Origin of the sequence: Ferrimonas gelatinilytica (assembly GCF_039544205.1) — a bacterium.
GTDB classification, from domain to species: domain Bacteria; phylum Pseudomonadota; class Gammaproteobacteria; order Enterobacterales; family Shewanellaceae; genus Ferrimonas; species Ferrimonas gelatinilytica.
Genome location: NZ_BAABLF010000004.1, coordinates 96,262 through 120,607 on the forward strand (window position 1 = coordinate 96,262; position 24,346 = coordinate 120,607).

At 61.7% G+C, this 24,346-nt stretch carries 23 protein-coding genes; 11 read left to right on the forward strand and 12 right to left on the reverse strand.

Going from position 1 to position 24,346, the window contains the following annotated elements:
• Positions 1–293 precede the first annotated feature (293 nt).
• The 5 genes from ABD997_RS01825 to prpF all read left to right on the forward strand — a co-directional run bounded on the left by ABD997_RS01825 (position 294) and on the right by prpF (position 6,985).
• Positions 294–959 carry a GntR family transcriptional regulator gene (locus ABD997_RS01825; RefSeq protein WP_345315303.1) on the forward strand — a complete coding sequence of 222 codons (666 nt, stop codon included), beginning with the start codon at positions 294–296 and terminating at the stop codon, positions 957–959.
• Positions 956–1,843 (forward strand): methylisocitrate lyase, encoded by an 888-nt coding sequence (gene prpB, locus ABD997_RS01830; protein ID WP_345315304.1) that lies wholly within the window; start codon positions 956–958, stop codon positions 1,841–1,843. The genes ABD997_RS01825 and prpB overlap by 4 nt, the downstream gene beginning before the upstream one ends.
• Before the next feature lie 40 nt (positions 1,844–1,883).
• Entirely contained in the window at positions 1,884–3,005 is a 1,122-nt protein-coding gene (gene prpC / locus ABD997_RS01835; protein WP_345315305.1) for a bifunctional 2-methylcitrate synthase/citrate synthase, read from the forward strand.
• 66 nt (positions 3,006–3,071) lie between these two features.
• Positions 3,072–5,684 (forward strand): Fe/S-dependent 2-methylisocitrate dehydratase AcnD, encoded by a 2,613-nt coding sequence (acnD, locus tag ABD997_RS01840; protein WP_345315306.1) that lies wholly within the window; start codon positions 3,072–3,074, stop codon positions 5,682–5,684.
• 110 nt (positions 5,685–5,794) lie between these two features.
• On the forward strand, positions 5,795–6,985 hold the full coding sequence (gene prpF / locus ABD997_RS01845; RefSeq protein WP_345315307.1) for a 2-methylaconitate cis-trans isomerase PrpF: 1,191 nt from the start codon (positions 5,795–5,797) through the stop codon (positions 6,983–6,985).
• A 155-nt stretch (positions 6,986–7,140) separates the two neighbouring features.
• Here the strand turns inward: prpF and ABD997_RS01850 are convergent, their stop codons facing one another.
• A complete protein-coding gene (locus ABD997_RS01850; RefSeq protein WP_345315308.1) occupies positions 7,141–8,070 on the reverse strand; it encodes a cation diffusion facilitator family transporter in 930 nt (309 codons plus the stop codon).
• A 165-nt stretch (positions 8,071–8,235) separates the two neighbouring features.
• Positions 8,236–9,717 carry a ketol-acid reductoisomerase gene (ilvC, locus tag ABD997_RS01855; RefSeq protein ID WP_345315309.1) on the reverse strand — a complete coding sequence of 494 codons (1,482 nt, stop codon included), beginning with the start codon at positions 9,715–9,717 and terminating at the stop codon, positions 8,236–8,238.
• 160 nt (positions 9,718–9,877) lie between these two features.
• On the opposite strand from ilvC, the gene ilvY reads away from it, so the two are divergent.
• Positions 9,878–10,774, forward strand: a complete 897-nt coding sequence (gene ilvY, locus ABD997_RS01860; RefSeq protein WP_345315310.1) for an HTH-type transcriptional activator IlvY — start codon at positions 9,878–9,880, stop codon at positions 10,772–10,774.
• 16 nt (positions 10,775–10,790) lie between these two features.
• Here the strand turns inward: ilvY and ABD997_RS01865 are convergent, their stop codons facing one another.
• Complete coding sequence (locus ABD997_RS01865) at positions 10,791–11,564, reverse strand: glutamine amidotransferase-related protein (RefSeq protein ID WP_345315311.1); 774 nt, start codon at positions 11,562–11,564, stop codon at positions 10,791–10,793.
• A gap of 195 nt (positions 11,565–11,759) precedes the next feature.
• Between ABD997_RS01865 and ABD997_RS01870 the strand changes: the two genes are divergently transcribed.
• On the forward strand, positions 11,760–11,981 hold the full coding sequence (locus tag ABD997_RS01870) for a cell division protein ZapB (protein ID WP_345315312.1): 222 nt from the start codon (positions 11,760–11,762) through the stop codon (positions 11,979–11,981).
• 59 nt (positions 11,982–12,040) lie between these two features.
• Here ABD997_RS01870 and ABD997_RS01875 read toward each other — a convergent pair whose 3' ends face one another.
• The 5 genes from ABD997_RS01875 to ABD997_RS01895 all read right to left on the reverse strand — a co-directional run bounded on the left by ABD997_RS01875 (position 12,041) and on the right by ABD997_RS01895 (position 15,805).
• Positions 12,041–12,241: a DUF1107 family protein gene (locus tag ABD997_RS01875; RefSeq protein WP_345315313.1), complete on the reverse strand. Its 201-nt coding sequence runs from the start codon at positions 12,239–12,241 to the stop codon at positions 12,041–12,043.
• A 156-nt stretch (positions 12,242–12,397) separates the two neighbouring features.
• On the reverse strand, positions 12,398–13,006 hold the full coding sequence (locus tag ABD997_RS01880) for a thiol:disulfide interchange protein DsbA/DsbL (protein WP_345315314.1): 609 nt from the start codon (positions 13,004–13,006) through the stop codon (positions 12,398–12,400).
• 59 nt (positions 13,007–13,065) lie between these two features.
• A complete protein-coding gene (locus tag ABD997_RS01885; RefSeq protein ID WP_345315315.1) occupies positions 13,066–14,061 on the reverse strand; it encodes a serine/threonine protein kinase in 996 nt (331 codons plus the stop codon).
• Positions 14,058–14,381 (reverse strand): DUF3630 family protein, encoded by a 324-nt coding sequence (locus tag ABD997_RS01890; protein WP_345315316.1) that lies wholly within the window; start codon positions 14,379–14,381, stop codon positions 14,058–14,060. Before ABD997_RS01890 ends, ABD997_RS01885 begins: the two co-directional genes overlap by 4 nt.
• A complete protein-coding gene (locus tag ABD997_RS01895) occupies positions 14,345–15,805 on the reverse strand; it encodes a protein adenylyltransferase SelO (protein ID WP_345315317.1) in 1,461 nt (486 codons plus the stop codon). Before ABD997_RS01895 ends, ABD997_RS01890 begins: the two co-directional genes overlap by 37 nt.
• A 36-nt stretch (positions 15,806–15,841) precedes the next feature.
• Between ABD997_RS01895 and ABD997_RS01900 the strand changes: the two genes are divergently transcribed.
• The 3 genes from ABD997_RS01900 to ABD997_RS01910 all read left to right on the forward strand — a co-directional run bounded on the left by ABD997_RS01900 (position 15,842) and on the right by ABD997_RS01910 (position 17,453).
• A complete protein-coding gene (locus ABD997_RS01900) occupies positions 15,842–16,201 on the forward strand; it encodes a DsrE/DsrF/TusD sulfur relay family protein (RefSeq protein WP_345315318.1) in 360 nt (119 codons plus the stop codon).
• Positions 16,202–16,289: 88 nt separating this feature from the next.
• A complete protein-coding gene (locus tag ABD997_RS01905; RefSeq protein WP_345315319.1) occupies positions 16,290–16,706 on the forward strand; it encodes a nitrous oxide-stimulated promoter family protein in 417 nt (138 codons plus the stop codon).
• A 210-nt stretch (positions 16,707–16,916) separates the two neighbouring features.
• The gene (locus ABD997_RS01910; protein WP_345315320.1) at positions 16,917–17,453 is read left to right on the forward strand and encodes a porin family protein; all 537 of its coding nucleotides are present in this window, start codon (positions 16,917–16,919) and stop codon (positions 17,451–17,453) included.
• A gap of 69 nt (positions 17,454–17,522) precedes the next feature.
• Here ABD997_RS01910 and leuD read toward each other — a convergent pair whose 3' ends face one another.
• From leuD to leuA, 4 genes are read right to left on the reverse strand one after another with little or no spacing between them, the layout of a single operon-like run.
• Positions 17,523–18,125, reverse strand: coding sequence for a 3-isopropylmalate dehydratase small subunit (gene leuD / locus ABD997_RS01915; RefSeq protein ID WP_345315412.1), 603 nt, complete (start codon positions 18,123–18,125; stop codon positions 17,523–17,525).
• A complete protein-coding gene (gene leuC, locus ABD997_RS01920; protein ID WP_345315321.1) occupies positions 18,125–19,549 on the reverse strand; it encodes a 3-isopropylmalate dehydratase large subunit in 1,425 nt (474 codons plus the stop codon). The genes leuD and leuC overlap by 1 nt, the downstream gene beginning before the upstream one ends.
• A 3-nt stretch (positions 19,550–19,552) precedes the next feature.
• Positions 19,553–20,653, reverse strand: coding sequence for a 3-isopropylmalate dehydrogenase (gene leuB / locus ABD997_RS01925; RefSeq protein WP_345315322.1), 1,101 nt, complete (start codon positions 20,651–20,653; stop codon positions 19,553–19,555).
• Entirely contained in the window at positions 20,650–22,206 is a 1,557-nt protein-coding gene (gene leuA / locus ABD997_RS01930) for a 2-isopropylmalate synthase (RefSeq protein ID WP_345315323.1), read from the reverse strand. Before leuA ends, leuB begins: the two co-directional genes overlap by 4 nt.
• Before the next feature lie 354 nt (positions 22,207–22,560).
• Between leuA and ABD997_RS01935 the strand changes: the two genes are divergently transcribed.
• Entirely contained in the window at positions 22,561–24,330 is a 1,770-nt protein-coding gene (locus ABD997_RS01935; RefSeq protein ID WP_345315324.1) for a tetratricopeptide repeat protein, read from the forward strand.
• The last annotated feature ends 16 nt before the right edge of the window (positions 24,331–24,346 follow it).

Consider the following 24,346-nt stretch of genomic DNA (forward strand, 5'->3'; position numbering starts at 1 on the left):
CAAAAGCGTTAACGGGGGCCACCATGGCCCCCTTTTTCTTTGCACGCCCTCATCTTGACTCGCCTAAGCAATCACCTGAGATTGTAGACAATCGCCCGAACCTCGCTCACTCCCGCGCTTGCGGTCACACCGTCCAAATATACCCGACTTATCGGTGCCATATTGTATGTGGAAGGGTTTCCATCTTGGGTGAAGCCTTAACGCAAAGGTTAACTCTTTGTTGACAATCCACCCTGTCGGGCGCAAAGTGCACAGCATTCGTTCACTATGAGCGCAGTGTCACAAGGAGCGTCATGGAGGCCAGACAGCCGACTCTTGCGGATCGCACCCTGACCCAGCTGCAACACGCCATCATTGGTGGTGAGCTGCGCCCGGGTAGCAAGATCAACGAGCAGGAGATCGCCACCCGCTTCGGCGTTAGCCGGGGCCCCCTTCGTGAGGCACTCCAGCGTCTCGAACAGCGCCGCCTGATCGAACGCATCCCCCATGTCGGCGCCCGAGTCGCCACCCTCACTGAAGCCCGGCTGAACGACCTCTACCAGGTTCGGGCCGAGCTGGAGTCCATGGCCTGCCGCCTCGCCGCCGGGCGCATCAAACCGGAGCAACTGGCTCAGCTGCACCAGTTGCTGGATCGCCAGGAAGCGGTCTTTTCCAGCCAGCCGGTCACCGAGTTCCAGGACGACATCGATTTCCACTACGGCATCATTCAAGCCAGTGGCAACCAAACCCTGATCGCCACCCTTACCGGCGATCTCTACCACCAACTGCAGATGTACCGCTATCAGTGCAGCAGCGGCCGCCGCCCCCTTGAGGCGCTGGCCCAGCACAGGGCCATTCTCGCCGCCATCGCCGACGGCGACGGTGAGATGGCAGCCCTGCTGATGCGGCGTCATATCGAAGCCGGCGCCCGCCACACACGGCAGGTATTACGGCAAAAAATGGAGGAATCTTCAGGATGAGTCAGACCACCACCCCAGGACAGCGCTTTCGCAGTGCCGTCGCCACCGCCAAGCCGCTGCAGATTGTCGGCACCGTTAACGCCTACTTCGCCCTGATGGCTGAGCGGGTTGGGCATCAGGCCCTCTACCTTTCCGGGGCCGGCGTGGCCAACGCCTCCTACGGCCTGCCGGATCTGGGCATGACCTCCCTCAACGATGTCCTGATCGATGCCGGTCGCATCACCTCGGCCACCGAGCTGCCACTGCTGGTGGACATCGATACCGGCTGGGGAGGCGCCTTTAACATCGCCCGCACCATCAAGGAGATGGAGAAAGTGGGCGTGGCCGCCGTGCACATCGAAGACCAGGTGGCGCAGAAGCGTTGTGGACACCGCCCCAACAAGGCGGTGGTCTCCATCGAGGAGATGTGTGACCGCATCAAGGCCGCCGTGGATGCCCGCACCGACGAAAGCTTTGTCATTATGGCCCGCACCGACGCCGTGGCCGGCGAGGGGATCCAGGCCGGCATCGAGCGCGCCCAGGCGTACCTGGAAGCGGGTGCCGACATGATCTTCGCCGAAGCCCTGACCGAGCTGGATCACTACCGCCAGTTCAAGGCGCAGGTGAACGCCCCTATCCTGGCCAACATGACCGAGTTCGGTAAGACCGAGCTGTTCAACAAGGAAGATCTGTTCGAGGCCGGCGCCGACATGGTGCTCTACCCCCTGGGGGCGTTCCGCGCCGCCAACGCCGCGGCCCTTGAGGTGTTTGAAGCGCTCAAGAACGACGGCCATCAGCGTAGCCAGGTCGCGAAGATGCAGACCCGTAAAGATCTGTACGACTTCCTCAACTACCACAGCTACGAAGATAAGCTCGATACCCTCTTTGCCCAGAACAAAGGCTGAGACGGCGGACGCCGCTCAACGACAATAAGGAGATTGTAAAATGACTAAACCTATTGGTGGTGCAGGCCTGCGAGGCCAGAGCGCCGGTGAAACCGCCCTCTGTACCGTCGGGAAATCCGGGACCGGCCTGACCTATCGCGGTTACGACATCGCGGAACTGGCGGACAAGGTCAGCTTCGAAGAGGTTGCCTATCTGCTGCTCAAGGGTGAGCTGCCCAACGCCGAGCAGTTGCAGGCCTACCGCACCAAGCTCAAGAGCCTCCGCGGCCTGCCCCAGGCGCTCAAGACCGTGCTCGAGCAGATCCCCGCCGATGCCCACCCGATGGACGTGATGCGCACCGGCTGCTCCATGCTGGGCAACCTGGAGACCGAAGCCGACTTCAGCGAGCAGGGCGACCGCACCGACCGTCTGCTGGCCGCCTTCCCCTCCATCATCTGCTACTGGTACCGCTACAGCCACGACGGCGTGCGGATCCACACCGAAACCGACGATGAGCAGATCGGCGCCCACTTCCTCCACCTGCTCCACGGCAAGGCGCCCTCCGAGCTGCACGCCAAGGTGATGGACGTCTCTTTGATCCTCTACGCCGAGCATGAGTTTAACGCCTCCACCTTCACCGCCCGGGTATGCGCCTCCACCTTGTCGGATCTGCACTCCTGCGTCACCGGTGCCATCGGCTCCCTGCGCGGCCCGCTGCACGGCGGTGCCAACGAGGCGGCGATGGAGCTGATCCAGGATATGAAGGATGAGCAGCACGCGGTGGCAGTGCTCAAGCAGAAGCTGGCCAACAAAGAGAAGATCATGGGCTTTGGTCATGCCATCTACCGTGAGTCCGATCCCCGCAACGCCATCATCAAGGGCTGGTCCCAGAAGCTGGCGGAAGAGTTTGGCGATGACCGTCTCTACAAGGTCTCCGTGGCCTGCGAGAGCCTGATGTGGGAGGAGAAGAAGCTGTTCTGCAACGCCGATTTCTTCCACGCCTCCGCCTACCACTACATGGGGATCCCCACCAAGCTGTTCACCCCGATCTTCGTCTGCTCCCGCCTCACCGGCTGGGCGGCACACGTCTTCGAACAGCGGGCCAACAACCGCATCATCCGCCCCAGCGCCGACTACACCGGCCCTGAGGCCCGCCCGGTTCCCGCCCTCGGCGAACGCTAAGGCCCCCGCCGCGGACGCACTCGTCGTCCGCGGCTCGCCCTACCTGTTTTGGGAGAGTTTTTCCTGATGAATACCCAATACCGCAAGCCCCTGCCCGGTACCGGACTGGACTACTTCGATACCCGCGCCGCCGTGGACGCGATCGAACCCGGTGCCTTTGCCACCCTGCCCTACACCTCACGCGTCCTGGCCGAACAGCTGGTGCGCCGCTGCGATCCGGCTACCCTGACCGACAGCCTCAAGCAGATCATCGGTCGCAAGCGGGATCTCGACTTCCCCTGGTACCCCGCCCGAGTGGTATGTCACGACATCCTCGGTCAAACCGCGCTGGTGGACCTCGCCGGCCTGCGGGACGCCATTGCCGAGCAGGGCGGTGATCCCGCCGCCGTGAACCCGGTGGTGCCCACCCAGCTGATCGTCGACCACTCCCTGGCCGTGGAACACGCCGGCTTCGATCCGGACGCGTTTGAGAAGAACCGCGCCATCGAGGAGCGTCGTAACGCCGATCGCTTCCACTTTATCGACTGGTGTAAAACCGCGTTCAAAAATGTCGACGTGATCCCCGCCGGCAACGGCATCATGCACCAGATCAATCTGGAGAAGATGTCCCCGGTGGTGCAGGCTCGGGACGGCGTTGCCTACCCGGATACCTGCGTCGGCACCGACAGCCACACCCCCCATGTGGACGCCCTGGGCGTCATCGCCATCGGCGTCGGGGGCCTGGAGGCGGAAACCGTGATGCTGGGTCGCCCCTCGATGATGCGCCTGCCGCAGATCGTCGGCGTCAAGCTCACCGGCACCCGACAGTCCGGCATCACCGCCACCGACATCGTGCTGGCGATCACCGAGTTCCTGCGCAGCGAAAAGGTGGTTTCCACCTACCTGGAGTTCTTCGGTGAAGGGGCGGCCAGCCTGACCATCGGCGACCGGGCCACCATCGCCAACATGACCCCGGAGTACGGCGCTTCCGCCGGCCTGTTCTACATCGATGATCAGACCCTGGAATACCTCACCCTCACCGGCCGTGAGCCGGAGCAGGTGGCGCTGGTGGAGCAGTACGCCAAGACCAACGGCCTCTGGGCCGATGACCTGAGCGAAGCCCAGTACGAGCGGGTGCTGGAGTTTGACCTCTCCAGCGTCGGCCGCAACCTGGCGGGTCCCTCCAATCCCCACCGCCGCCTGCCCACCTCGGATCTCGCGGCACGTGGCATCGCCCGGGACCTGGACAGTGCCAGGGCGGAAGAGGCTGAAGGGCTGATCCCCGATGGCGCCGTGATTATCGCTGCCATCACCAGCTGCACCAACACCTCCAACCCCCGCAACGTGGTCGCCGCCGGCCTGGTGGCCAAGAAGGCCAACGCTTTGGGGCTGGTGCGCAAACCTTGGGTGAAGACCTCCTTCGCCCCCGGCTCCAAGGTCGCCAAGCTCTACCTGGAAGCCGCAGGACTGCTGCCGGAGCTGGAGCAACTGGGCTTCGGCATCGTTGGCTTCGCCTGCACCACCTGCAACGGCATGAGCGGGGCGCTGGATCCCAAGATCCAGCAGGAGATCATCGATCGGGATCTCTACGCCACCGCAGTGCTCTCGGGCAACCGCAACTTCGATGGCCGCATCCACCCCTATGCCAAGCAGGCATTCCTGGCCTCGCCGCCACTGGTGGTGGCCTACGCCATCGCCGGTACCGTTCGGTTCGATATCGAGCAGGACCTGCTGGGTCATGACGCCCAGGGCAACCCGGTGACCCTGAAGGATCTGTGGCCCTCGGACGAGGAGATCGATGCCATCGTGCGGGATTTCGTTAAGCCGGAGCAGTTCAAATCGGTCTATGAGCCGATGTTCGACCTGGCGGTGGATTACGGCGACGACCCGGCGGCACAGAGCCCGCTGTACGACTGGCGCCCGATGTCCACCTACATCCGCCGTCCCCCTTACTGGGAGGGCGCCCTGGCCGGTGAGCGCAGCCTAAAAGGGATGCGGCCGCTGGCAGTGCTGGGGGACAACATCACCACGGACCACCTCTCCCCCTCCAACGCCATCCTGGCCAGCTCCGCCGCCGGGGAGTACCTCGCCAAGATGGGGCTGCCGGAGGAGGACTTTAACTCCTACGCCACCCACCGGGGCGACCACCTCACCGCCCAGCGGGCGACCTTTGCCAACCCCAAACTGCTCAACGAGATGGTGCGGGATGAGCAGGGCGAGGTGCGTCAGGGCTCCCTGGCCCGGGTCGAGCCGGAGGGCAAAGTGGTGCGAATGTGGGAGGCGATCGAGACCTACATGGCGCGCAAGCAGCCGCTGATCATCGTCGCCGGTGCCGATTACGGCCAGGGTTCCAGCCGCGACTGGGCCGCCAAGGGCGTGCGCCTGGCCGGGGTTGAAGCGATCGTGGCGGAAGGGTTCGAGCGCATTCACCGCACCAACCTGGTGGGGATGGGCGTGCTGCCGCTGCAGTTTGAGCCCGGCACCACCCGGCAGATCCTGGGGCTGGATGGTACCGAAACCTACGACGTGCTGGGCGAGCGCAAGCCAGGGGCCACCCTGACGCTGCTGGTTCATCGTACCAACGGCGAGACCCTGGAGGTGCCGGTGACCTGTCGTCTGGACACCTACGACGAGGTCTCCGTGTACGATGCAGGTGGTGTGCTGCAGCGCTTTGCCAAGGATTTCCTGGCGCAAAGCTAGGTACTAGGAAAGAGCCTAGGCACTAGGTACTGGGAAGAGCCGCTCTGGCTTTTCCTAGTACCTAGCAGGGCGAAGCCCGCCCTAATACCTAGCAACCTTTGGAGAGTTCTATGAGCTTCAAACCGCAACTTAAGATCCCCGCCACCTACATGCGCGGTGGCACCAGCAAAGGGGTGTTCTTTAACCTGAGCGATCTGCCCGAGGCGGCCCAGCAACCTGGCCCCGCCCGGGATGCCCTGCTGCTGAGGGTGCTGGGCAGCCCCGACCCTTACGGAAAACAGATCGACGGCATGGGTAATGCCACCTCCAGCACCAGCAAGGCGGTGATCCTCTCCCGGAGCCACCAGCCGGGTCACGATGTGGACTACCTGTTCGGCCAGGTCAGCATCGACAAGCCCCTGGTGGACTGGAGCGGCAACTGCGGTAACCAGACCGCCGCCGTCGGCGCCTTCGCCATCAGTAACGGTCTGGTCGATCCGGCGCGCGTGCCGGACAACGGGATCTGTACCGTGCGGATCTGGCAGGCCAACATCCACAAGACCATCATCGCCCATGTTCCCATCCGCGATGGCCAGGTGCAGGAGACCGGTGACTTCGAACTCGATGGCGTCACCTTCCCCGCCGCCGAGGTGAAGATCGAGTTTATCGACCCCGCCGATGGCGAGGGCAGCCTCTTCCCCACCGGCAACCGGGTCGACACCCTGGAGGTCCCGGGTATCGGTACCCTGGAAGCGACCCTGATCAACGCCGGCATCCCCACAGTATTCGTGGACGCGGAGGCGATCGGTTACCAGGGCACTGAGCTGCAGGATGAGATCAACAATGACCCCGAAGCGCTGACCCGGCTGGAAGCGATCCGCGCACAGGGGGCCATTAAAATGGGGCTGATCACCGACATCAGTGAGGCCGCCAGCCGCGGCCACACGCCGAAGATCGCCTTCGTTTCCGCCCCAAAAACCTACATCGCCTCCAGCGGCAAGGTGATCGAGGCGGAGCAGCTCGACCTCAATGTCCGCGCCCTCTCCATGGGCAAGTTGCACCACGCCATGATGGGAACGGCGGCGGTGGCCATCGCCACTGCGGCCGCCATCCCCGGCACCCTGGTCAACCGCGCCGCCGGCGGCGGGATCCGCAACCAGGTGATCTTCGGCCACCCCTCCGGCACCCTCAAGGTGGGCGCCGAAGCGGAGCAGATGGGTGAGCAGTGGCAGGTTACCAAGGCGATCATGAGCCGCAGTGCCCGGGTGTTGATGGAGGGCTGGGTGCGCGTACCCAACCCCTCGGAGAGCCCCACCAACTGAGATTCGTTAAGGCAACCCACCGTCTGCGATAGATACAGTGACGGGGCGCCCTAGGGTGCCCCGTTTTTTCCCATTAACGCGCCAATACAAAAATTGGAGCGATTAACACTGCGTCATTGCGTGGACTAAAGGTGGCCACTGCCTTTGAAACAGACTCAGGCCCAGTGGCGGTCATGGGTGAAGATGATATTGAGCCACAGTGACAGCCCCAGGGGCTTAAGGCGGGCCTCGATCTGCTCACGGATCTGGTCGAACTCGGCAATGCGGTAGCGGCGCTCCTTGTCATCCAGGATAAAGGCGATATCCACCGCCAGCTGTCGGCCGATCTTGGTGGAACGGACGAAGGGCTGACCCAGCTGGTGGGCATTGGCAATCGCCTTCGCCACCTCATCCAGCTCAGTCTGGATCGACTCCTCCGGGGTCATCTGCAGCAACTCCTGGAGGCTGGTAAGCAGCCGCTTTCCCGGCACCTGGATAAAGTAGAGCGACACCAGAATCACCGTAATGGGATCGACGTAGGGCGCCCAGTGGGCAAAGGCGGTTTGCTCCAGCAGGAAGCTGATACCAAAGGCGACCATCACCAGGACACTGAATACCGTATCGATCAGCCACTGCTCCGATTCCGCCTGCACCAGGTCCGGAAGCTTGCGCCCCTTGACCCGGATGTAGGCATAACTGCAGAGGCAGATCAGCGCGGTCAGGACGCCGTAGCCGATCCCCGCCACCGAGTTGTGCGCCCCCTTTGCACCCGCCATCAGGTCCAGCACCGCATTCGTCAGCCCGTAGAGGCAGATAACGATGATGACGATCGACTTGATGGTGATCACCAAAGGTTCAACGGCGGTGCGCCCCATCTGGAAGCGACTCTCCTTAACGTCCTCTGGGTGGGGGCTGTCGCTTTTGACCAGCTTCAGCGCATATAGGGAGAGGAAAGAGAGGACAATGGACACTCCGGAGTAGATGGCATCAAACAGGATGATGCCAGACTGGATCACCAGTCCCCAGGTCAGCCCGATGGTGGTGTAGATGACGGCCATCACGATGGAGAATCGCAGCAGCTTGAGCTCTTCGGCGTGTTGGTTCATCGGTGCTCCCCAAGGCAAAGAATCCCGGATAATCCCGTGCTCTGACGGGGTCGAGGCCCCTTAAGTAATAGACCACGCCACCGGGGTTCGGCGCACTCGGCCAACCGGTGGACCCAACAAAAAAAACCGGGCATCCGCCCGGCCAAACACGCCCACAGGAAGAAATTACTGCGGATCAACAATCCGCTTCATGGCGGTCATGTAGCCTCGCAGCCGCTTGCCAACGACCTCCACCGGATGACTCCGGATCGCCTCATTAACCGCGATCAACTGCTGGTTATCGACCCCGTTGCTCGGATCCGCCAGCCCCTGCCCCATCTCCTCCAGTGTCAACCCTGAGACCAGCTCTTTCAGCAGGGGCACCGCGGCGTGGCTAAACAGGTAGTTGCCATACTCGGCGGTATCGGAGATCACCACGTTCATCTCGTACAGCTTCTTACGGGCGATACAGTTGGCGATCAGGGGTGTCTCGTGGAGGGATTCGTAGTAGGCGGACTCCTCGATGATCCCCGCCTCGACCATGGTTTCAAATGCCAGTTCCACCCCGGCCTTGACCATCGCCACCAGGAAAAGGCCACGATCGTAAAAGGCCTGCTCGCTGATCGTTTCATCACACCCGGGGGCCTGTTCAAAGGAGGTCTGACTGGTCTGTTCACGCCAGGTCAGCAGGTCCCTGTCGTCGTTGGCCCAGTCGGCCATCATGGTGCGGGAGAAGGTACCGTCGATGATCTCATCCATGTGCTTCTGAAACAGCGGCCGCAGGGTGGCTTTCAGCTGCTCGCCCAGCTCGAAGGCGCGGATCTTGGCCGGGTTACTGAGGCGGTCCATCATGTTGGTGATGCCGCCATGCTTGAGCCCCTCGGTCACCGTCTCCCAGCCGAACTGGATCAACTTAGCGGCATAGCCCGGCGCCATGCCCTGGGCCACCATCTGCTCGTGGGCCAGGATGGCCCCGGTCTGCAGCATGCCACAGAGGATGGTCTGCTCCCCCATCAGGTCGGATTTCACCTCCGCCACGAAGGAGGACTCCAGCACCCCGGCCCGGTCGCCACCGGTGGCGGCGGCATACGCCTTGGCCACCTTCAGGCCGATCCCCTTGGGATCGTTCTCCGGGTGCACCGCGATCAGGGTCGGGACGCCGAAACCGCGCTTGTACTCCTCACGCACCTCGGTACCCGGGCACTTGGGGGCCACCATGATCACCGTGATGTCCTCGCGGATCGGCATCCCCTCCTCGACGATGTTGAAGCCGTGGGAGTAAGAGAGCACCGAGCCGGGCTTCATCAGCGGCATGATGGCGGTCACCACTGCGGTGTGCTGTTTGTCCGGCGTCAGGTTGAGCACCAGGTCCGCCTGGGGGACCAGCGCCTCGAAACTGCCCACCTCGAACTGGTGCTCGCGGGCGTTGCGGTAGGAGGCGCGCTGCTCGCGAATGGCAGACTCACGAAGGGCGTAGGCGACATTGAGGCCGGAGTCTCTCAGGTTCAGCCCCTGGTTCAGGCCTTGGGCACCGCACCCCACAATGACCACGCGCCAATCCTTGATGAAGTCACAGCCCTCGCTGAACTCCTCCCGCGCCATAAAGCGGCATTTGCCCAGCTGCGCTAACTGCTCACGCAAGCTCAAGGTATTGAAATAGTTCGCCATGGTCTGCTCCCTCTCACCGGTTACCGGTCGCGCCGAAAAAAGAAGATCGTCCTCCCGATCCTGCTCACCAGCATAGGGCAGACAACACGTTGCTAAAATTGATATGTTAGCAACATTAAGTTGTGCAATACGCAACATGGCATCATTCAGGACCTTGGCAATGGACACCCGCTCCCTGCAGCTCTTTACCCACCTGGCCCAGAGCCTCCACTTTGGCCAAACCGCACGGGCAAACCACCTGAGTCCCTCGGCGCTCTCCCGGGCCATACAGCGGCTGGAACAGGAGCTGGGCACACCCCTGCTGCAGCGAGACAACCGCAGCGTCAGCCTGACCCCGGCCGGAGAGCGGTTCGCCGAATTCGCCCGGGTGCAGTTAAACCAATGGCAGCAGTTTCGCGACACCCTGAGCCCGGTGGAGCAGACCCTCCGTGGCAGCCTGAAGATCTACTGCTCGGTTACCGCCGCCTACAGCCACCTGCCCCAGGTGCTGGATCCCTTTCGTCAGGCCCATCCGGAGGTGGAGATCCAGTTAACCACCGGTGACGCCGCCGGTGCCCTGAGCCAGCTCAGTGCCCAGCAGGCGGATGTGGCCATCACCGCCAGCGATGGCCCGCCCCCCGCCAGCTTCCAGATCACCACCCTGGACCAGATCGCCGTCGCGATCATCGCCCCGACCATCCCCTGTGCTGTTCAGCGCCAGTTAGATCGACCACAGATCGACTGGCAGCAGCTGCCACTGATCGTTCCTGAGCATGGCCAGACACGACAGCGCCTGACGCACTGGTACCGGAGCAAAGGTGTGAGCAAACCCAGAATCTACGCCACCGTGGCCGGGCACGAGGCGCTGATCAGCATGGTGGCGCTAGGATGTGGCGTCGGTATCGCCCCGCTGGTGGCGTTGGAGCACAGTCCGATGAAGTCGCGGATCCGCCACCTGAGCGCGCCGGGGGAGATCCCCCCCTTCCTGCTGGGGATAGGCTGCCTGAGCAAACGGCGACAGGAGCCGATCATTGCCGCCCTGCTGGCCGCAGCGGGCTCGGTGACGACAGGCCTCTGAGCATAACCCCCCGGCGCTAGCGCATCGCGCCCGCTGTCCCCTGGATGGTGTCCTCAGGGCCATTTGCCGGGGCCAGAACCACCCGTTCGACGAAACGACGCAACAGGTCATTGGAGAGCGGGGTCTCTTGGGCCGCACAGAGCACCTGCTGGAGATGCTCATCGCCATCGGTGTAGTGATGAGCAAACTGGGTCAGCCGCTCCACCAACACCGGCTTGTCCACCTCGGGGTGAAACTGGGTGGTCCAGAAGGGGGCCCCATCGACCTTGAAGGCGTGGATGCAGGGTTGGGTATAAGCCAGCAGGGTACAACCGTCGGGCACCTCGGTGGCGCGCTCCCGGTGCACGCTCACCGCAGCAAAGCCGTCGGGCATATCGTGGTAGAGGGGATCCTGGGCCGCCGCCTCCGTCAGGCGGATCGCCGGCGTGCCCATCTCGAAGTCGACCTGATCCCGGATCACCCGGCCACCCAGCGCCCGCACCGCTAACTGGTGGCCGAAGCAGGAGCAGAACACCGGCAGGCGAACCTCGATACAGTGGCGCAGCAACACCATTGCCGGCTCGATAAAGGGGTAGTTCTCCGGCTCCAGCACACTGGCCTCGGAGGAGCCCCCCACCAGCAGACCGTCATAACCCGCCAGCACATCGGGGCCAAACTCCGGGGTATCAAACAGGTTGAGAATGCCGATCTGGCTTACTGCTAAACCGCAAAAACGGGCAAAGCTGCGCCACTCCTCATCCCGCGTCTGTTGGGTCTGCCGGATCTGCATCAACAGTAACCGTGGTCTCACCTGCCGCACCGTCATCGTGCTCACTCCCTGATCAATTATTCTGCTTCCGGTTATACCGAGGCAGGGGCAGAGATACAATCCGCGCTAAAGCGCAAAGAAAGCGGGTTCATTTTTGCAAAATGGGCTGGTTAAGGCGTATCGCCGGAACGATGACGTTGTTAGAATCGGCTCATCAACCCTAGTAAGGACTAACCTATGAGCCTGGAGTTACTGGAAAAATTGGAGTCTCGGGTGCACAACGCCCTGGAGACCATGGAGCTGACACAGCTGGAGCTGGAAGAGGAAAAGCTGCGCACTGTGGAGCTGGAGCAGGAGCGCGATGCGCTGAAACAGGAGAACCAGGCTCTTCAGCAGCAGTTGCTGGCCTGGAACGATAAGCTCCGCAGCCTGCTCGGCAAACTGCCTGAACGCGGCTGAGTTTATTAAGGCAATAAAAAAGGTGGGTCTCCCCACCTTTTTTCTTTATCACCCACCGATTAGGCCGGTAACTGCGGATTCAACAGGCTATTGAGCTCGGTAACCGCAGCGCGGATCTGCGGCTGGCAGTGGCGCGGCATCACGAAACGACTTTCACGGAACTCCAGCTGACCCAGATCTTTGATCACCACGTTACCGTGGCGAAGGATCCGCGCATGCTTGGCAATGATTCGGGGGGCGTAAACGGGGAAACTTCTCACCTTGAGGTCCTTACGGTCTCTTACTTCATCCTTGAAGTCCGGCAAGTTAAACTACCTCTAACGCGGTTTCAACCGTAACTCTCTGGTAATACCAGTGCCCTCACAGAAGAACGCCCTGCCTGTAAGAGATCTACCAGCAGGGCGTACTGAAATGGCTTACTTGGCGGCCAGGTAGTTGAGCAGTTCGGTGAGCTCATCAAGGGAGCTCACCGAACCGGTGTTCACCAGGTACTTGTTGTTCACCATCATCGCAGGAACACCGCGAACGCCGCTCTCGGTCTGGGCCTTTTTCCACTGCTTCATCATGGCATTGACCATAAAGCTCGCCGCCGCTTTGTCGTAATCCGCCTCGGCGATGCCGTTATCGGCATACAGGCTCTTGATATCCCGCTGGGTAGCAAACTGCTTCTGAGCATCGTGGATGGCGCTGAACATCGCCAGCTTGATGCGATCTTCCACCTTCAGCACCTTGGCCACGGCAAAAGCACGGGCCATCTCAACCCCCATGGGGCCACCGATGAAATCCACATGGTACTGCTCAAACTTGACGCCATCGGACAGGCCATCCTTGATGGGGCCGACAAAGTTCTTCTCGAAGTTGTAGCAGTGGCCACAGTAGAAGGAGAAGAACTCGGTCACCTGGGGAGCGCCGTTGCTAGGGGCCTGGCTGAAGGTGGTGTAATGGGTCCCCTCCTGGAAGTCGGTCGCCAGGACGCTCATCGGCGCCAGGATCAAGGCAAAAGCAATGGATAGCAGCTTTTTCATATCAAATTCTCATTTATTATCAGTACGGTATGTAATTAGGTTGCCACAGTCCTTTGACTTTACCAACCCATCCCGGGCGACAGGGAGAGGGGCGCCTCATCCAGCGCCGCCAACTGCTCCCGCAGTGCCAGGATCTGTTCTTCCCAGAATTTGTCTGTCCCAAACCAGGGAAAGTTCCTCGGGAAAGCAGGATCTTGCCAACGTTTAGTCAGCCAGGCCAGATAATTGATCATGCGCAGTGAGCGCAGCGGCTCAATCAGGGCCAACTCGCCCGGATCCAGGCTGGAAAAGGTTTCATACCCCTCCATCAATATATCCAGTTGCAGCCTCTGGTTGGCCCGGTCGCCGGAGAGCATCATCCAGAGATCCTGGATAGCGGGCCCCATGCGCGCATCATCGAGATCAACAAAGCTGGGACTCTCATCCCGCCAAAGGATATTGCCCGGGTGCATATCACCGTGCAGACGCAGCAGCCTGTGATCACCGGCCAAGACGGGTGCAATACGCTCGAGCAGTTGATCAACGAGAGTCAGCAGGTTGGTTTCGATGTAGCCACTCAGACCTGCCTGGGTCGCCAGCACCGTTCGGGCCTGGAATCCGAACTCCTCCACCCCCAAGGTTGGCCGGTGGAGAAAAGCCTGCTTTCGTCCCTCCTGATGCAGCCGCCCAAGGAAACGTCCCACCCCGTCGAGTTGATCCAGGTTGTCCACCTCGAACTCCCGCCCCCCCACACTGTGCCAGAGGGCAAAACGGTAGCCCTGGTGCTGAAACAGGGTCTCCCCCTCCATCGCGATGGGCGCCGCCACCGGCACCTCGGCCTCGTCGAGCTCCCGGCTGAACTGGTGCTCCTCCCGGATCTGGGCGTCGCTCCATCGCTGGGGACGGTAAAACTTGGTGACATAGCGACGACCATCTTCCGCCCGAAACTGGTAGACCCGGTTTTCATAGCTGTTGAGGGCCAACAGGCCTGTTTCCGGGTAAACCCCGAGGGACTCCACCGCATCCAGCACCAGGTCCGGTGTCAGAGATTGAAAGTCGAACTTTGCCTCGGTCATGACCGCCGCTCCAGGGTGGCCAGGAAGGCCACCACCGCCTGACTCTCCGCATCCGGACGCTCTGGCTGGATCCAGAGGGATTCGCACAGGGCTTCGTAGTGCAGGCGTAAACTGACCCCTTCAAACTCCAGGGGCCAGTAGAGCCGGTCAGCCCCCTCGACCATAGTGCCCAGGCGGCAGTCCAGCCTGGCCGCCAGGGCCGCGGCCAACGGCGGCATCGACTCCTGGTCCAGCGGGCAGGGCCAGATCAACCGGCCGTGTTCGGCCTCCAGCGTGGCGGGGCCTAGCTGGAGCAGGAGAGAACGAGAGACTGGCTCCATTCGGGGGCTTCCTCGATAAAGGGATGATCCTGAGGGCGGGGATCATAGGGGCGACACAGGGCCCGGTGCAACCGTGCCAGCGGACGAAGATCACCGCGCTCCGCGCCGGTGATCGCCTCCTGGGCCAGATGGGTCCGCAAAATCACCGCCGGGTTGGCCTCGGCCCGATGACGTTGCCAGGCGCTGAGCGCGCCGACACCTCCAAGCCTGTCACGGTATCGGCGGTACCACTGGGCAAAGCCGGTCTGATGGCCCAGACGTTGGAACAGGGGGCCATCATCAACATTGGGATCCTGCTCTGCCAGCGCCCGGAACGTCAGGTGGTAATCGGCACCGGCGGCGGAGAACAGGCCCAGCAACTCGGTGATTAGGGGCAGGTCCTCCAGAGTCGCCCGCTCCAGGCCCATACGTGCGGCCATTCGGGACAGATAGCGAGCCAGCAACGCCGGCTCATACTCCGCCAGGATCCCCTGCAGCCGCTTGGCATCAATGAAGGGAGTCAGGGTCAGGGCCAGTTTGTTGAGATTCCAGAGGCCGATGCCCGGTTGCTGATCGAAAGCATAGCGGCCGTCGTGGTCCGAATGGTTGCAGATAAAGCCGGGCTCGAAGCGGTTGAGAAAGGCAAAGGGGCCGTAATCGAAGGTCTCCCCCAGGATCGACATGTTGTCGGTGTTCAGCACCCCGTGGCAAAAGCCAAACGCCTGCCAGTCTGCAACAGTTTGTGCCGTGGCCACCACGACCTGAAGCAACCACTGTTCAAGGGGTGCCTCGGTGCCGACCAAATCCGGATAGAGCGTCTCCAGGGTGTCCTCCAGCAGCGCCCGAAGCTTGGCCTGCTCACCGTTGTAAAACAGGTACTCGAAGTGCCCAAACCGCAAGTGGGTGCGACTGACCCTGACGGTAATGGCCGCCGTTTCCTGCTGCTCACGCCAAACCGGGGTATCAGAGCCCAGTACCGCCAGTGCCCGGGTGGTGCGGATCCCGAGGTGGTGCATCGCCTCACTGATCAGAAACTCCCGCACCGCACTGCGCAGCACCGCCCGGCCATCCCCGCCCCGGCTGAAGGGCGTGGGGCCACTGCCCTTGAGAAACAGCTCCCAGCCGTCGATCTGACCCAGGTGCAGGCCGCGACCATCGCCGAGCCGGGGAGTGTAACCACCGAACTGGTGACCGCTGTAAACCTGAGCAAACCCCTCGACCGGTATTCTATCCGAGTGCTGCCCGGCAAAGCGGGCCAGCAATTCTGGCGTACGTTGGATGCCCAGGGTGGCGGCCATCTCGTCACTCCAGCCCAGCCAGCGCGGCTGGGTCAAGGGTGACGCCTGCACCCCTTGCCCGAGCCAGGGCAGCCGCGCTTCGATACCCGGTTGCCAAGGGACCGCCTCATCCGGAGCAGGACGCGGGGCTTCCAAATTCGTTACCATGACCTTCCTTACCTGTTGAATACGGAGAGTTTCACCATGACATCCATCCTGATGGTCGCCCACGACAGTCCCTATGGCAGTGAGAAGCTGTACAACGCCCTGCGCATCGCACTGGCGATGCAGGAGCACGCCGAGGAGCCGATCCAGCTGCGACTGTTCCTGATGTCCGACGCCACGGTGGCGGCTATCAAGGGCCAACAGACACCGGACCTGAGTTACAACATCCAGCAGATGCTGGAGATCCTGTTGGCCCAGGGAGTTCCCGTCTCCCTCTGCCGTACCTGCGCCGAAGCCCGGGGCCTGAGCCTGGACAAGGTGATCGAGGATGTTCAGATCGGCACCCTGGTGGAACTGACCCATTACACCCTGGCTGCGGATAAGGTGATCCATCTTTGAGGGAGATCACGCTTTGTCGCTGTCGCGGTTAACCCGGTTCGCTCCCTGTGGCTATGATGACAACAAAACCCGACGGCTGCACTAGGTTATGGCAAAGCGTACTCCCCAACTTCAGGGCCGGCTGGCCCGTGAACACAACACTCTGGGCAAGATGCTGGCGATCTACTGTCGTGCCCATTGTGGTGCCAGTCGGCGCCAGCCTGGCCTCTGCCCCGATTGCCAGGCGCTGCTCGACTACGCGGCCCAGAAGCTGGATCGCTGCCCGTATGGCGAGGCCAAGCCCACCTGTGCCAAATGCCCCATCCACTGCTACAAACCTGAGCCCCGGACCCAGGTGCGCGCCGCGATGCGCTTTGCCGGCCCGAGGATGCTGCTGCGTCACCCCATTGCCGCCATCCGTCATCTCATCGAGGACCGCAGGGCCGTGCCCAAGAAGCCGCCGATGAAGAGCAACCGGGCCCGCCGCACCCAGCCGGGGTCTCGGCCAAACACCCGTCAGGAGTGATCCCCAAAAGCCCACCTTGGATAGACGCTCCGACTCAGTGTCTCTCCTCCACGCTGGCGCCGCTTTTCCCTGCAGAGATACCGAGTTTCCCCTCATGCATTCCCCGACAGCTTAAGCAACAAAGGGCCTGAGTACCGGGCGAAAATCACGCTGGCGCCTCGGCGTGAACCTGCCACGCTTAAGAGTGCGATCCCCAACGGAGAGATGCTTATGCGCGCCCTACTCCTTGCCCTATCGCTGGGCCTATTGACGATGCCGGCGGCGGCCCAGTGGCGCCTGGAGCGGGACCTGGGCGGACAGTGGTTTGTGGGTGCTCACCTGGGGTATGCGGAGGTGGAAACGGACACCGGCAGCGTCAACCCCCTGGTGCTCCATGCTCTCGGTGGCTACCACTTCAACCGCTTCTTCGCAGTGGAAGCGCGCATCGGCGCCGGGCTCAATGACAAGGAAACGGACGAAGGCGTCCGTGCCAAAATCCGTAATTACTACGGGCTCTATCTCCGTGGCCAGGTTCCCCTGAGCCAGTATGTGCATCTCTATGCCCTGGCCGGAGCCCTCAATATGTCACTGGAGCGGGACGACCAGCCCCTGCAGGCCCGGGACAGCGCCACCGATTTCAGCTACGCCTTCGGCTTAGACCTGCTGGCAAGCGAGCACCTGACGGTGCAGATCGAGGCGATGCGCTGGATCGACAAGGGTGACTTCGATGTCACCGGGGTCAACCTGGGGATCCGCTACGACTTCTAGCCCACCCACCGAGCACCAAAAAATAGAAAAAGCCCGCACTGCTGTGCGGGCTTTTTGCAACTCCTATCGCTAGCGCCAGCTCGGGGCAGCACGCTCGAAGGTATCGATCGCCGACGCCAGGGCCAGGCTCTGACCGATGGGGTCCAATCCATGCAGCAGGTTTTGGCGAGCCGCCGCATCCAGGCTAAAGGGGTAGGCTTGGCCATCGGGGCTAAACACCTGGCAGCGCTCCAGATCCACCGTTAACCGGGTGCCGGGCTGGGCACTGATCTGCGCCATCAACCGCTGCACCTCCTCCACCGGCAGCACCACCGGCAGCAAGCCGTTGTTGATCGCATTTTGGTAGAAGATGTCGGCAAAGCTGGGGGCAATCACCACCCGGAATCCGAAATCCTCCAGCGCCCAAGGGGCATGTTCACGGCTGGAGCCGCAACCGAAGTTCTCCCCCGCCAGCAGAATGGTGGCACCCTGATAGACCGGCTGATTGAGGACAAAATCCGGATTGGGCTGCTCACCGGCGTCATCCAGGTATCGCCAGTCATGGAAGAGATGAACCCCGAACCCCTGCCGGGTCACCTTGGCAAGAAACTGCTTGGGGATCAGTTGATCGGTATCGATATTGGCATGGTCCAGAGCCACCGCCACGCCCGAGTGCCGAGTAAAGGCTTGCATCATTGGACCTCCTCACAGGCCACCGGGGACAGGGTACGCATATCGGTAAAGTGACCACTGACGGCAGCCGCCGCCGCCATGGCGGGGCTCACCAGGTGGGTGCGACTGCCCCGCCCCTGACGCCCCTCAAAGTTACGGTTTGAAGTGGAGGCACAGCGTTGACCCGGCTTTAGCCGGTCTTCGTTCATCCCCAGGCACATGGAGCAGCCGGGCAGGCGCCACTCGAAGCCCGCGGTGGTGAATATCTTGTCCAGCCCCTCCGCTTCGGCCTGTTTTTTCACCTGGTGCGAACCGGGCACCACGATGGCCCAGACGCCGGATGCCACCTGTCGTCCCTCTGCCACCGCGGCGGCGGCACGCAGATCCTCGATCCTGGAGTTGGTGCAGGAGCCGATAAACACCGCGTCCACCGCAATATCGGTTAATGCCTGTCCGGGAGAGAGATCCATGTAGGCCAGGGCCTTGATCGCCGCACTCTGAGCCACAGGATCGCGGAAGCTGGCCGGATCCGGCACCAGCTCGTTGACCGCCACCACCTGGCCAGGATTGGTGCCCCAAGTGACCTGGGGGGCGATATCGGCGCCCTCCAGTTCCAGCTCAGCATCGAACACCGCACCGTCATCACTGCGCAATTGCGCCCAGTCTCTCTGTGCTTGTCGCCACGCCTCCCCGGACGGGGCATAGGGGCGACCGGCAAGATAATCGATGGTGGTCTGATCCGGCGCCACCAGTCCCGCCTTGGCCCCCAGCTCGATCGCCATGTTGCAAAGCGTCATCCGCCCCTCCATCGACAGGGCCCGGATCGCCTCGCCGGCAAACTCGACCACGTAACCGGTACCGCCGCCATGGCCAACCCGACCGATGATCGCCAGCACGATATCCTTGGCGGTGATCCCGGGGCCCACCTCACCGCGAACGGTGACCCTCATGGTCTTGGCGGGACGCTGACGCAGGGTTTGCGTGGCCAGCACATGCTCCACCTCGGAGGTGCCTATCCCGAATGCCAGAGCGCCGAACGCACCGTGGGTCGCAGTATGGGAGTCACCACAGACAATGGTGCTGCCGGGCAGCGTCAACCCCTGCTCCGGCCCCATCACGTGGACAATGCCTTGGTTCGGGTGATGAATATCGAACAGGGTGATCCCGAACTCGGCACAGTTTTTCTGCAGCGTCTCCACCTGGGTCCGGGCCAACGTCGGCAGCGCTTCGATGGAGGCGGTGGTGGTGGAGGTGTTGTGATCCATGGTGGCGATGGTGCGATCCGGACGCCGGACCGGCCGCTTAGCCTGGCGCAAGCCATCGAAGGCCTGGGGTGAGGTCACCTCATGTACCAGGTGACGGTCGATATAGATCAGGGGGGTTTCCCCCTCGGGGGTGGGGATCAGGTGCTGCTCCCAGATCTTCTGATACAGTGTTTTTGCCATAACTCAGCACTCCTTGTGGCTATCACTCAGACGGGCAACGATGGCATCCCCCATCTCGTCGGTGCTCAATGCTGTCTGCCCGGGGCCCGCCAGCTCTGCGGTCAAACATCCATCTGCCAGCGCCGCACTCACCGCCGCATCGATGGCATCGGCGGCTCTGTTTTCGCCCAAGCTGTGGCGCAGCATCAGGCTGGCGGAGAGGATCTGCGCCACCGGGTTGGCCACGCCCTGGCCAGCGATATCCGGGGCGCTGCCCCCTGCCGGTTCGTACATCCCAAACCCGGACTCGTTAAGACTGGCCGATGGCAACAGCCCCATGGAGCCGGTGATCATCGCCGCTTCATCGGAACAGATATCCCCGAACAGGTTGCCGCACAGCATCACGTCGAAGTCACCGGGGCGCCGCAGCAACTGCATGGTGGCGTTATCGATGTAAAGGTGTTCCAGGGCCACATCCGGATAATCGGCCGCAATGGCGATCACCTCCTCACGCCAGAGTATCGAAGTCGCCAGCACGTTGGCCTTGTCCACCGACACCACCTTCTTGCGCCGCTTGCGCGCCGCCTCAAACGCCATCCGGGCAATGCGGCGGATCTCAAAGCGGCTATACCTCATGGTGTCGAAGGCGTTTTCCGCTTCCCCCTCCCCCTCGCGCCCCCTCGGCGTGCCGAAATAGATGTCCCCGGTCAGTTCACGCACCACCAGCAGATCCATCCCCTCGGCGGCGATATCCGCCCGCAGCGGCGAGAGCCGCTCCAGCCCCGGATGGATCCGGGCCGGACGCAGATTACAGAACAGGTTGAAGTGCTTGCGTAGTGGCAACAGGGAGCCACGCTCCGGCTGTTCGGCCGGAGGCAGGTGTTCCCATTTTGGCCCGCCGACCGAGCCAAACAGGATGGCATCCGCCTGCTCGCAACCGCTTAGGGTTTCCGCCGGCAGAGCGCCAGCACCGCTGTCGATGGCAGCACCACCCACCAGGTAATCGTTCAACGTCAATTCGAATCCGAAACGGTGGCTTACCGCCCCCAGGACCTTTTTGGCCTGCGCCATGACCTCCGGGCCAATACCATCACCGGCCAGTACCGCTATCCGATGCACTGTCATGCCTCCTCCGTGAAGCGCTTGTGCGCTTTCTGCTGGTTAATTTTCTGCTGACGGTGGATCAGGTTGTAGATCCGCAGCAGAGCCTGTGCCGAGGCTTCGATAATATCCGTGGAGAGGCCCATGCCGTGGAAGGTGCGACCATCAAACTCCGCGGTAACATCCACCTTGCCCAAGGCATCATGGCCACCGCTCTGGGCGCCGATATCGAAACTCTGAAGGTCGATGTGCTGGCCGGTAGCCCGCTCTATCGCCTTAAAGACGGAGTCCACCGGGCCGTTGCCGGTGGCCGCTTCGGTGACGACCGTATCGCCGATCTGCAGCTCCACAGAACCGGTGGCGAAGTGATTGGTGCCGGACTGCACATTCACCTGGCGCAGGACGTAGTGGGCCTGGTCATCCCGCTGATTCTCGAAGAACAGCAGGGCTTCCATATCGTAATCAAACACCTGCCCCTTCTTATCCGCCAGCTCCAGGAAGCGCTGATAGAGCACATCGAGATCGAAGTCGCCTTCGCGGTAGCCCAACTCCGCCATGCGATGCTTGATCACGTGGCGGCCGGAGCGGGAGGTCAGGTTGAGGGTGTTGCGAACCAGGCCGATCGACTCCGGGGTCATGATCTCGTAGGTGTTTTGCGACTTAAGAACCCCATCCTGGTGGATACCGGAACTGTGGCTGAAAGCGTTGGCGCCGACGATCGCCTTGTTGGACTGGATCGGCATATTGCACAGGGCACTGATGGTCTGGCTGGTGCGGTAGATCTCCTTGGGTTCCGCACGGCATTGGAAGTCGAAACGGTCGCGGCGGGTTTTCAGGATCATGATGATCTCCTCCAGCGCCGCGTTACCCGCCCGTTCCCCGATACCGTTGATGGTCCCCTCCACCTGGCGAGCGCCCGCCTCCAGTGCTGCGATGGAGTTGGCCACTGACAGGCCGAGGTCATCATGGCAGTGCACCGATATCACCGCCTGATCGATATTGGGCACTCGCTCGAACAAGTTGGTGATGATGCCACCGAATTCGCTTGGGGTGGTGTAGCCCACGGTATCCGGGATATTCACGGTTCGTGCCCCGGCCTTGATTGCCTGTTCCACCATCCGGCAGAGATTGTCGATGGGCGTGCGGCCGGCATCTTCACAGGAGAACTCGACGTCATCGGTAAACTGACGGGCGTATCGGATGGCGCCGGTCGCCATCTCCAGAACCTGACCGAAATCCCGTTTCAGCTTGCTCTGGACATGAATATCCGAGGTGGAGATAAAGGTGTGGATACGGAACTGCTCCGCCGAGTTCAGGGCCTGGGCCGCGGCATCGATATCCCCCTGGACAGCGCGGGAAAGCGCGCAGACCCGACTGTTTTTGATGGTCGCGGCAATCTGGCGCACCGAGTCGAAATCTCCCGGTGAGGAGACCGGGAACCCCGCCTCGATAATGTCGATCCCCATCCGCTCAAGTGCCAGGGCGATCTGGACCTTTTCCTTCACCGATAGGCTGGCCGACAGAGCCTGCTCACCATCCCTGAGGGTGGTATCAAACAGAATGATTTGATCCGACATCGCGCTCTCCTTAGTGTCGTTTCGCCCTCAAGGAGCATAAAAAAACCCGCGCTGTGCGCGGGTTATTGGCTGTGTCCAAGCTGATCTGCCGTCGACACCCTCTAACCCACGCAGCGTCCTGCCAGGGCGAGTTCGAGTAGCTTGTCAACAATAGTGTACATCATGCAATCAACATCTTGGCGGTAGTGAGCTCATTTAGCTTGACTCATCTTTGGCGAAGGGGGTTCCCTTTGTCAACCAATTTGTGACCATTTGGTAGACGTGGCCGGGTCAGGATGTGAATCTTCTTGATCACCTCTTGTGACGGCGATAGCCTCAGCATTAACATATGGGAAACACAGACAAGGAGTGTCCGTGGCAGCCAAAATCTGGATGAGTTTTGCGGCACTCATGTTGTCACTCAACGCCCTCGCCGAGACTTCGGTGCCGAGTCTGGCTCCCGTCGCAGACGCCCTTGAAATTAATGACTTGGAGAAGGCAGAACGACTGAAGTCCGAACTGCAACCTTATCTGGCCCAAGCCCCTAAACCTTGGCAAATGCGCTGGCACATCTTAGGTTGCCAGTTTAAACAGATGATGTCTGATCGTTCCGCCCTAGCATTCCACACTGAGCAGCTTCACACTCTGCTGGGATCGAGCCCGGAACGCTCACACCCCGCCACCGGCTACCTACACCTCTGTCGTGCCCGACTTGCCGTGATGGATAAGGCTCTCCCTAGCGCACATGAGCATGTTTCCAAGGCGATCAGTGCTGCACAGGGGGAAAGGGACAACAACCTGGCCATCATGGCCCTGGTGATGCGTGCCAACATGCAGTCAAATCGCGCGGAATACTCCTCCGCGCTGGAGGACCTGTCCCAGGCAATGCTGCTGGCGGAACAGCCCCAGCCCGCCCGCTATCTTTCACTTCATCCCGCCATGCTCGACTTCTCCTTGGCCAGAACCTTTTTTTACCTGGAAAATTTCACTAGAGCCGACGAAGCGATGCTGGATGCCCTGGACAAGGCAACGGGGGCCCCCCAGATGACCTGGTTTATCCGCTTTAACTACGCCTCGGTGCTACAGCGCCAGGGACGCATCGCCGAAAGCCAGCAACAGTTGGATCAACTGAGCAATACCATCCCACACTTCGCGGCTCCGGATGAGGGCTATATTCGCTACTTCCGGGCGATCAACGCCTTCGGCCTGGCCCGCTATACCGAAGCCCTCGACTTCGCCCAGTCAGCGGCAGACACCTTCGTCCTGTCCGATCTGCAACCGGAATATGCCCAGGCCCGAGCCATTCAGGCCCAATCCCTGTTGATGCTGGGTCAGATCGATGCCGGTTGGCAACTCATGAATGAAGTACAGCCCCAACTGGAGACGTTGGAGGATTACCGCACCCTGACACAACTCCAGTACTGGATTGCGGATTATCACCACCAGCAGGGCGCCGACGAACTCGCCTACCAGGCTCTATTAAAGCATCTGAATTACCAACAGAGTTTTCGTGACCAGACCCAACAGGCCGCCCTGCTCAAGCAGCAACATGAACTGGGGCAACAGATGGACCAACACCGCAAAAGTTTGGCCCTGACCGCGGAAGCCCATTACCAGAATCAGCAATCGCTGATGCTGTGGCAGTCGCTGGCCTCGATATTCGGTGCTCTCCTGCTGAGCTCACTGGCGTTGAAGTTCTGGCCCAGGAAAAACAGTTCCACCGCGCCCGCACCGCCGCAAACCGCAGCGGAAGCGCTCAAAGCCCGGATCCAGCAGGCGAAGCATGAGGAGAGCCCACTGGCGGTGATCCTTATCCGAGTGCCCGGGTCCAAGGACAGTGAGCTCCGCCAACAGCTGTGTCAGGATCTGCGAGATCAGGACAGCCACCTGCAACTGACCCCATCGGATCACCTGCTTCTGCTGGCCAGCGCCAGCGATGGTGAACTCAGTTGGCGACTGGCAGCCTTACCCCGACAACTCTCCGGGCTCGGCATGGAACAGTTCGCCTTTGGCAAAACCCGGGTCCATAGCTTTGATAGTGTGGAGAGCCTGATGGCTCGGCTCGAGTATGACCTGCTGAGCCACCAAAGCGACTCAGATAAGGCGTTGAGCCTGGAGCAGCCCCGACTTCGTCGTATCCAGTAGCCGCCCAATACGCCCC

Coding starts and splice junctions, on each gene's coding strand:
- ABD997_RS01910 (WP_345315320.1), top strand. CDS start 16,917: ATGCGCGCCCTACTCCTTGCCCTATCGCTGGGCCTATTGACGATGCCG.
- prpF (WP_345315307.1), top strand. CDS start 5,795: ATGAGCTTCAAACCGCAACTTAAGATCCCCGCCACCTACATGCGCGGT.
- ABD997_RS01895 (WP_345315317.1), bottom strand. CDS start 15,805: ATGGTAACGAATTTGGAAGCCCCGCGTCCTGCTCCGGATGAGGCGGTC.
- ilvY (WP_345315310.1), top strand. CDS start 9,878: ATGGACACCCGCTCCCTGCAGCTCTTTACCCACCTGGCCCAGAGCCTC.
- leuB (WP_345315322.1), bottom strand. CDS start 20,653: ATGACAGTGCATCGGATAGCGGTACTGGCCGGTGATGGTATTGGCCCG.
- ilvC (WP_345315309.1), bottom strand. CDS start 9,717: ATGGCGAACTATTTCAATACCTTGAGCTTGCGTGAGCAGTTAGCGCAG.
- acnD (WP_345315306.1), top strand. CDS start 3,072: ATGAATACCCAATACCGCAAGCCCCTGCCCGGTACCGGACTGGACTAC.
- ABD997_RS01900 (WP_345315318.1), top strand. CDS start 15,842: ATGACATCCATCCTGATGGTCGCCCACGACAGTCCCTATGGCAGTGAG.
- prpC (WP_345315305.1), top strand. CDS start 1,884: ATGACTAAACCTATTGGTGGTGCAGGCCTGCGAGGCCAGAGCGCCGGT.
- prpB (WP_345315304.1), top strand. CDS start 956: ATGAGTCAGACCACCACCCCAGGACAGCGCTTTCGCAGTGCCGTCGCC.
- ABD997_RS01885 (WP_345315315.1), bottom strand. CDS start 14,061: ATGACCGAGGCAAAGTTCGACTTTCAATCTCTGACACCGGACCTGGTG.
- ABD997_RS01850 (WP_345315308.1), bottom strand. CDS start 8,070: ATGAACCAACACGCCGAAGAGCTCAAGCTGCTGCGATTCTCCATCGTG.
- ABD997_RS01890 (WP_345315316.1), bottom strand. CDS start 14,381: ATGGAGCCAGTCTCTCGTTCTCTCCTGCTCCAGCTAGGCCCCGCCACG.
- leuA (WP_345315323.1), bottom strand. CDS start 22,206: ATGTCGGATCAAATCATTCTGTTTGATACCACCCTCAGGGATGGTGAG.
- ABD997_RS01905 (WP_345315319.1), top strand. CDS start 16,290: ATGGCAAAGCGTACTCCCCAACTTCAGGGCCGGCTGGCCCGTGAACAC.
- leuC (WP_345315321.1), bottom strand. CDS start 19,549: ATGGCAAAAACACTGTATCAGAAGATCTGGGAGCAGCACCTGATCCCC.
- ABD997_RS01870 (WP_345315312.1), top strand. CDS start 11,760: ATGAGCCTGGAGTTACTGGAAAAATTGGAGTCTCGGGTGCACAACGCC.
- ABD997_RS01825 (WP_345315303.1), top strand. CDS start 294: ATGGAGGCCAGACAGCCGACTCTTGCGGATCGCACCCTGACCCAGCTG.
- leuD (WP_345315412.1), bottom strand. CDS start 18,125: ATGCAAGCCTTTACTCGGCACTCGGGCGTGGCGGTGGCTCTGGACCAT.
- ABD997_RS01880 (WP_345315314.1), bottom strand. CDS start 13,006: ATGAAAAAGCTGCTATCCATTGCTTTTGCCTTGATCCTGGCGCCGATG.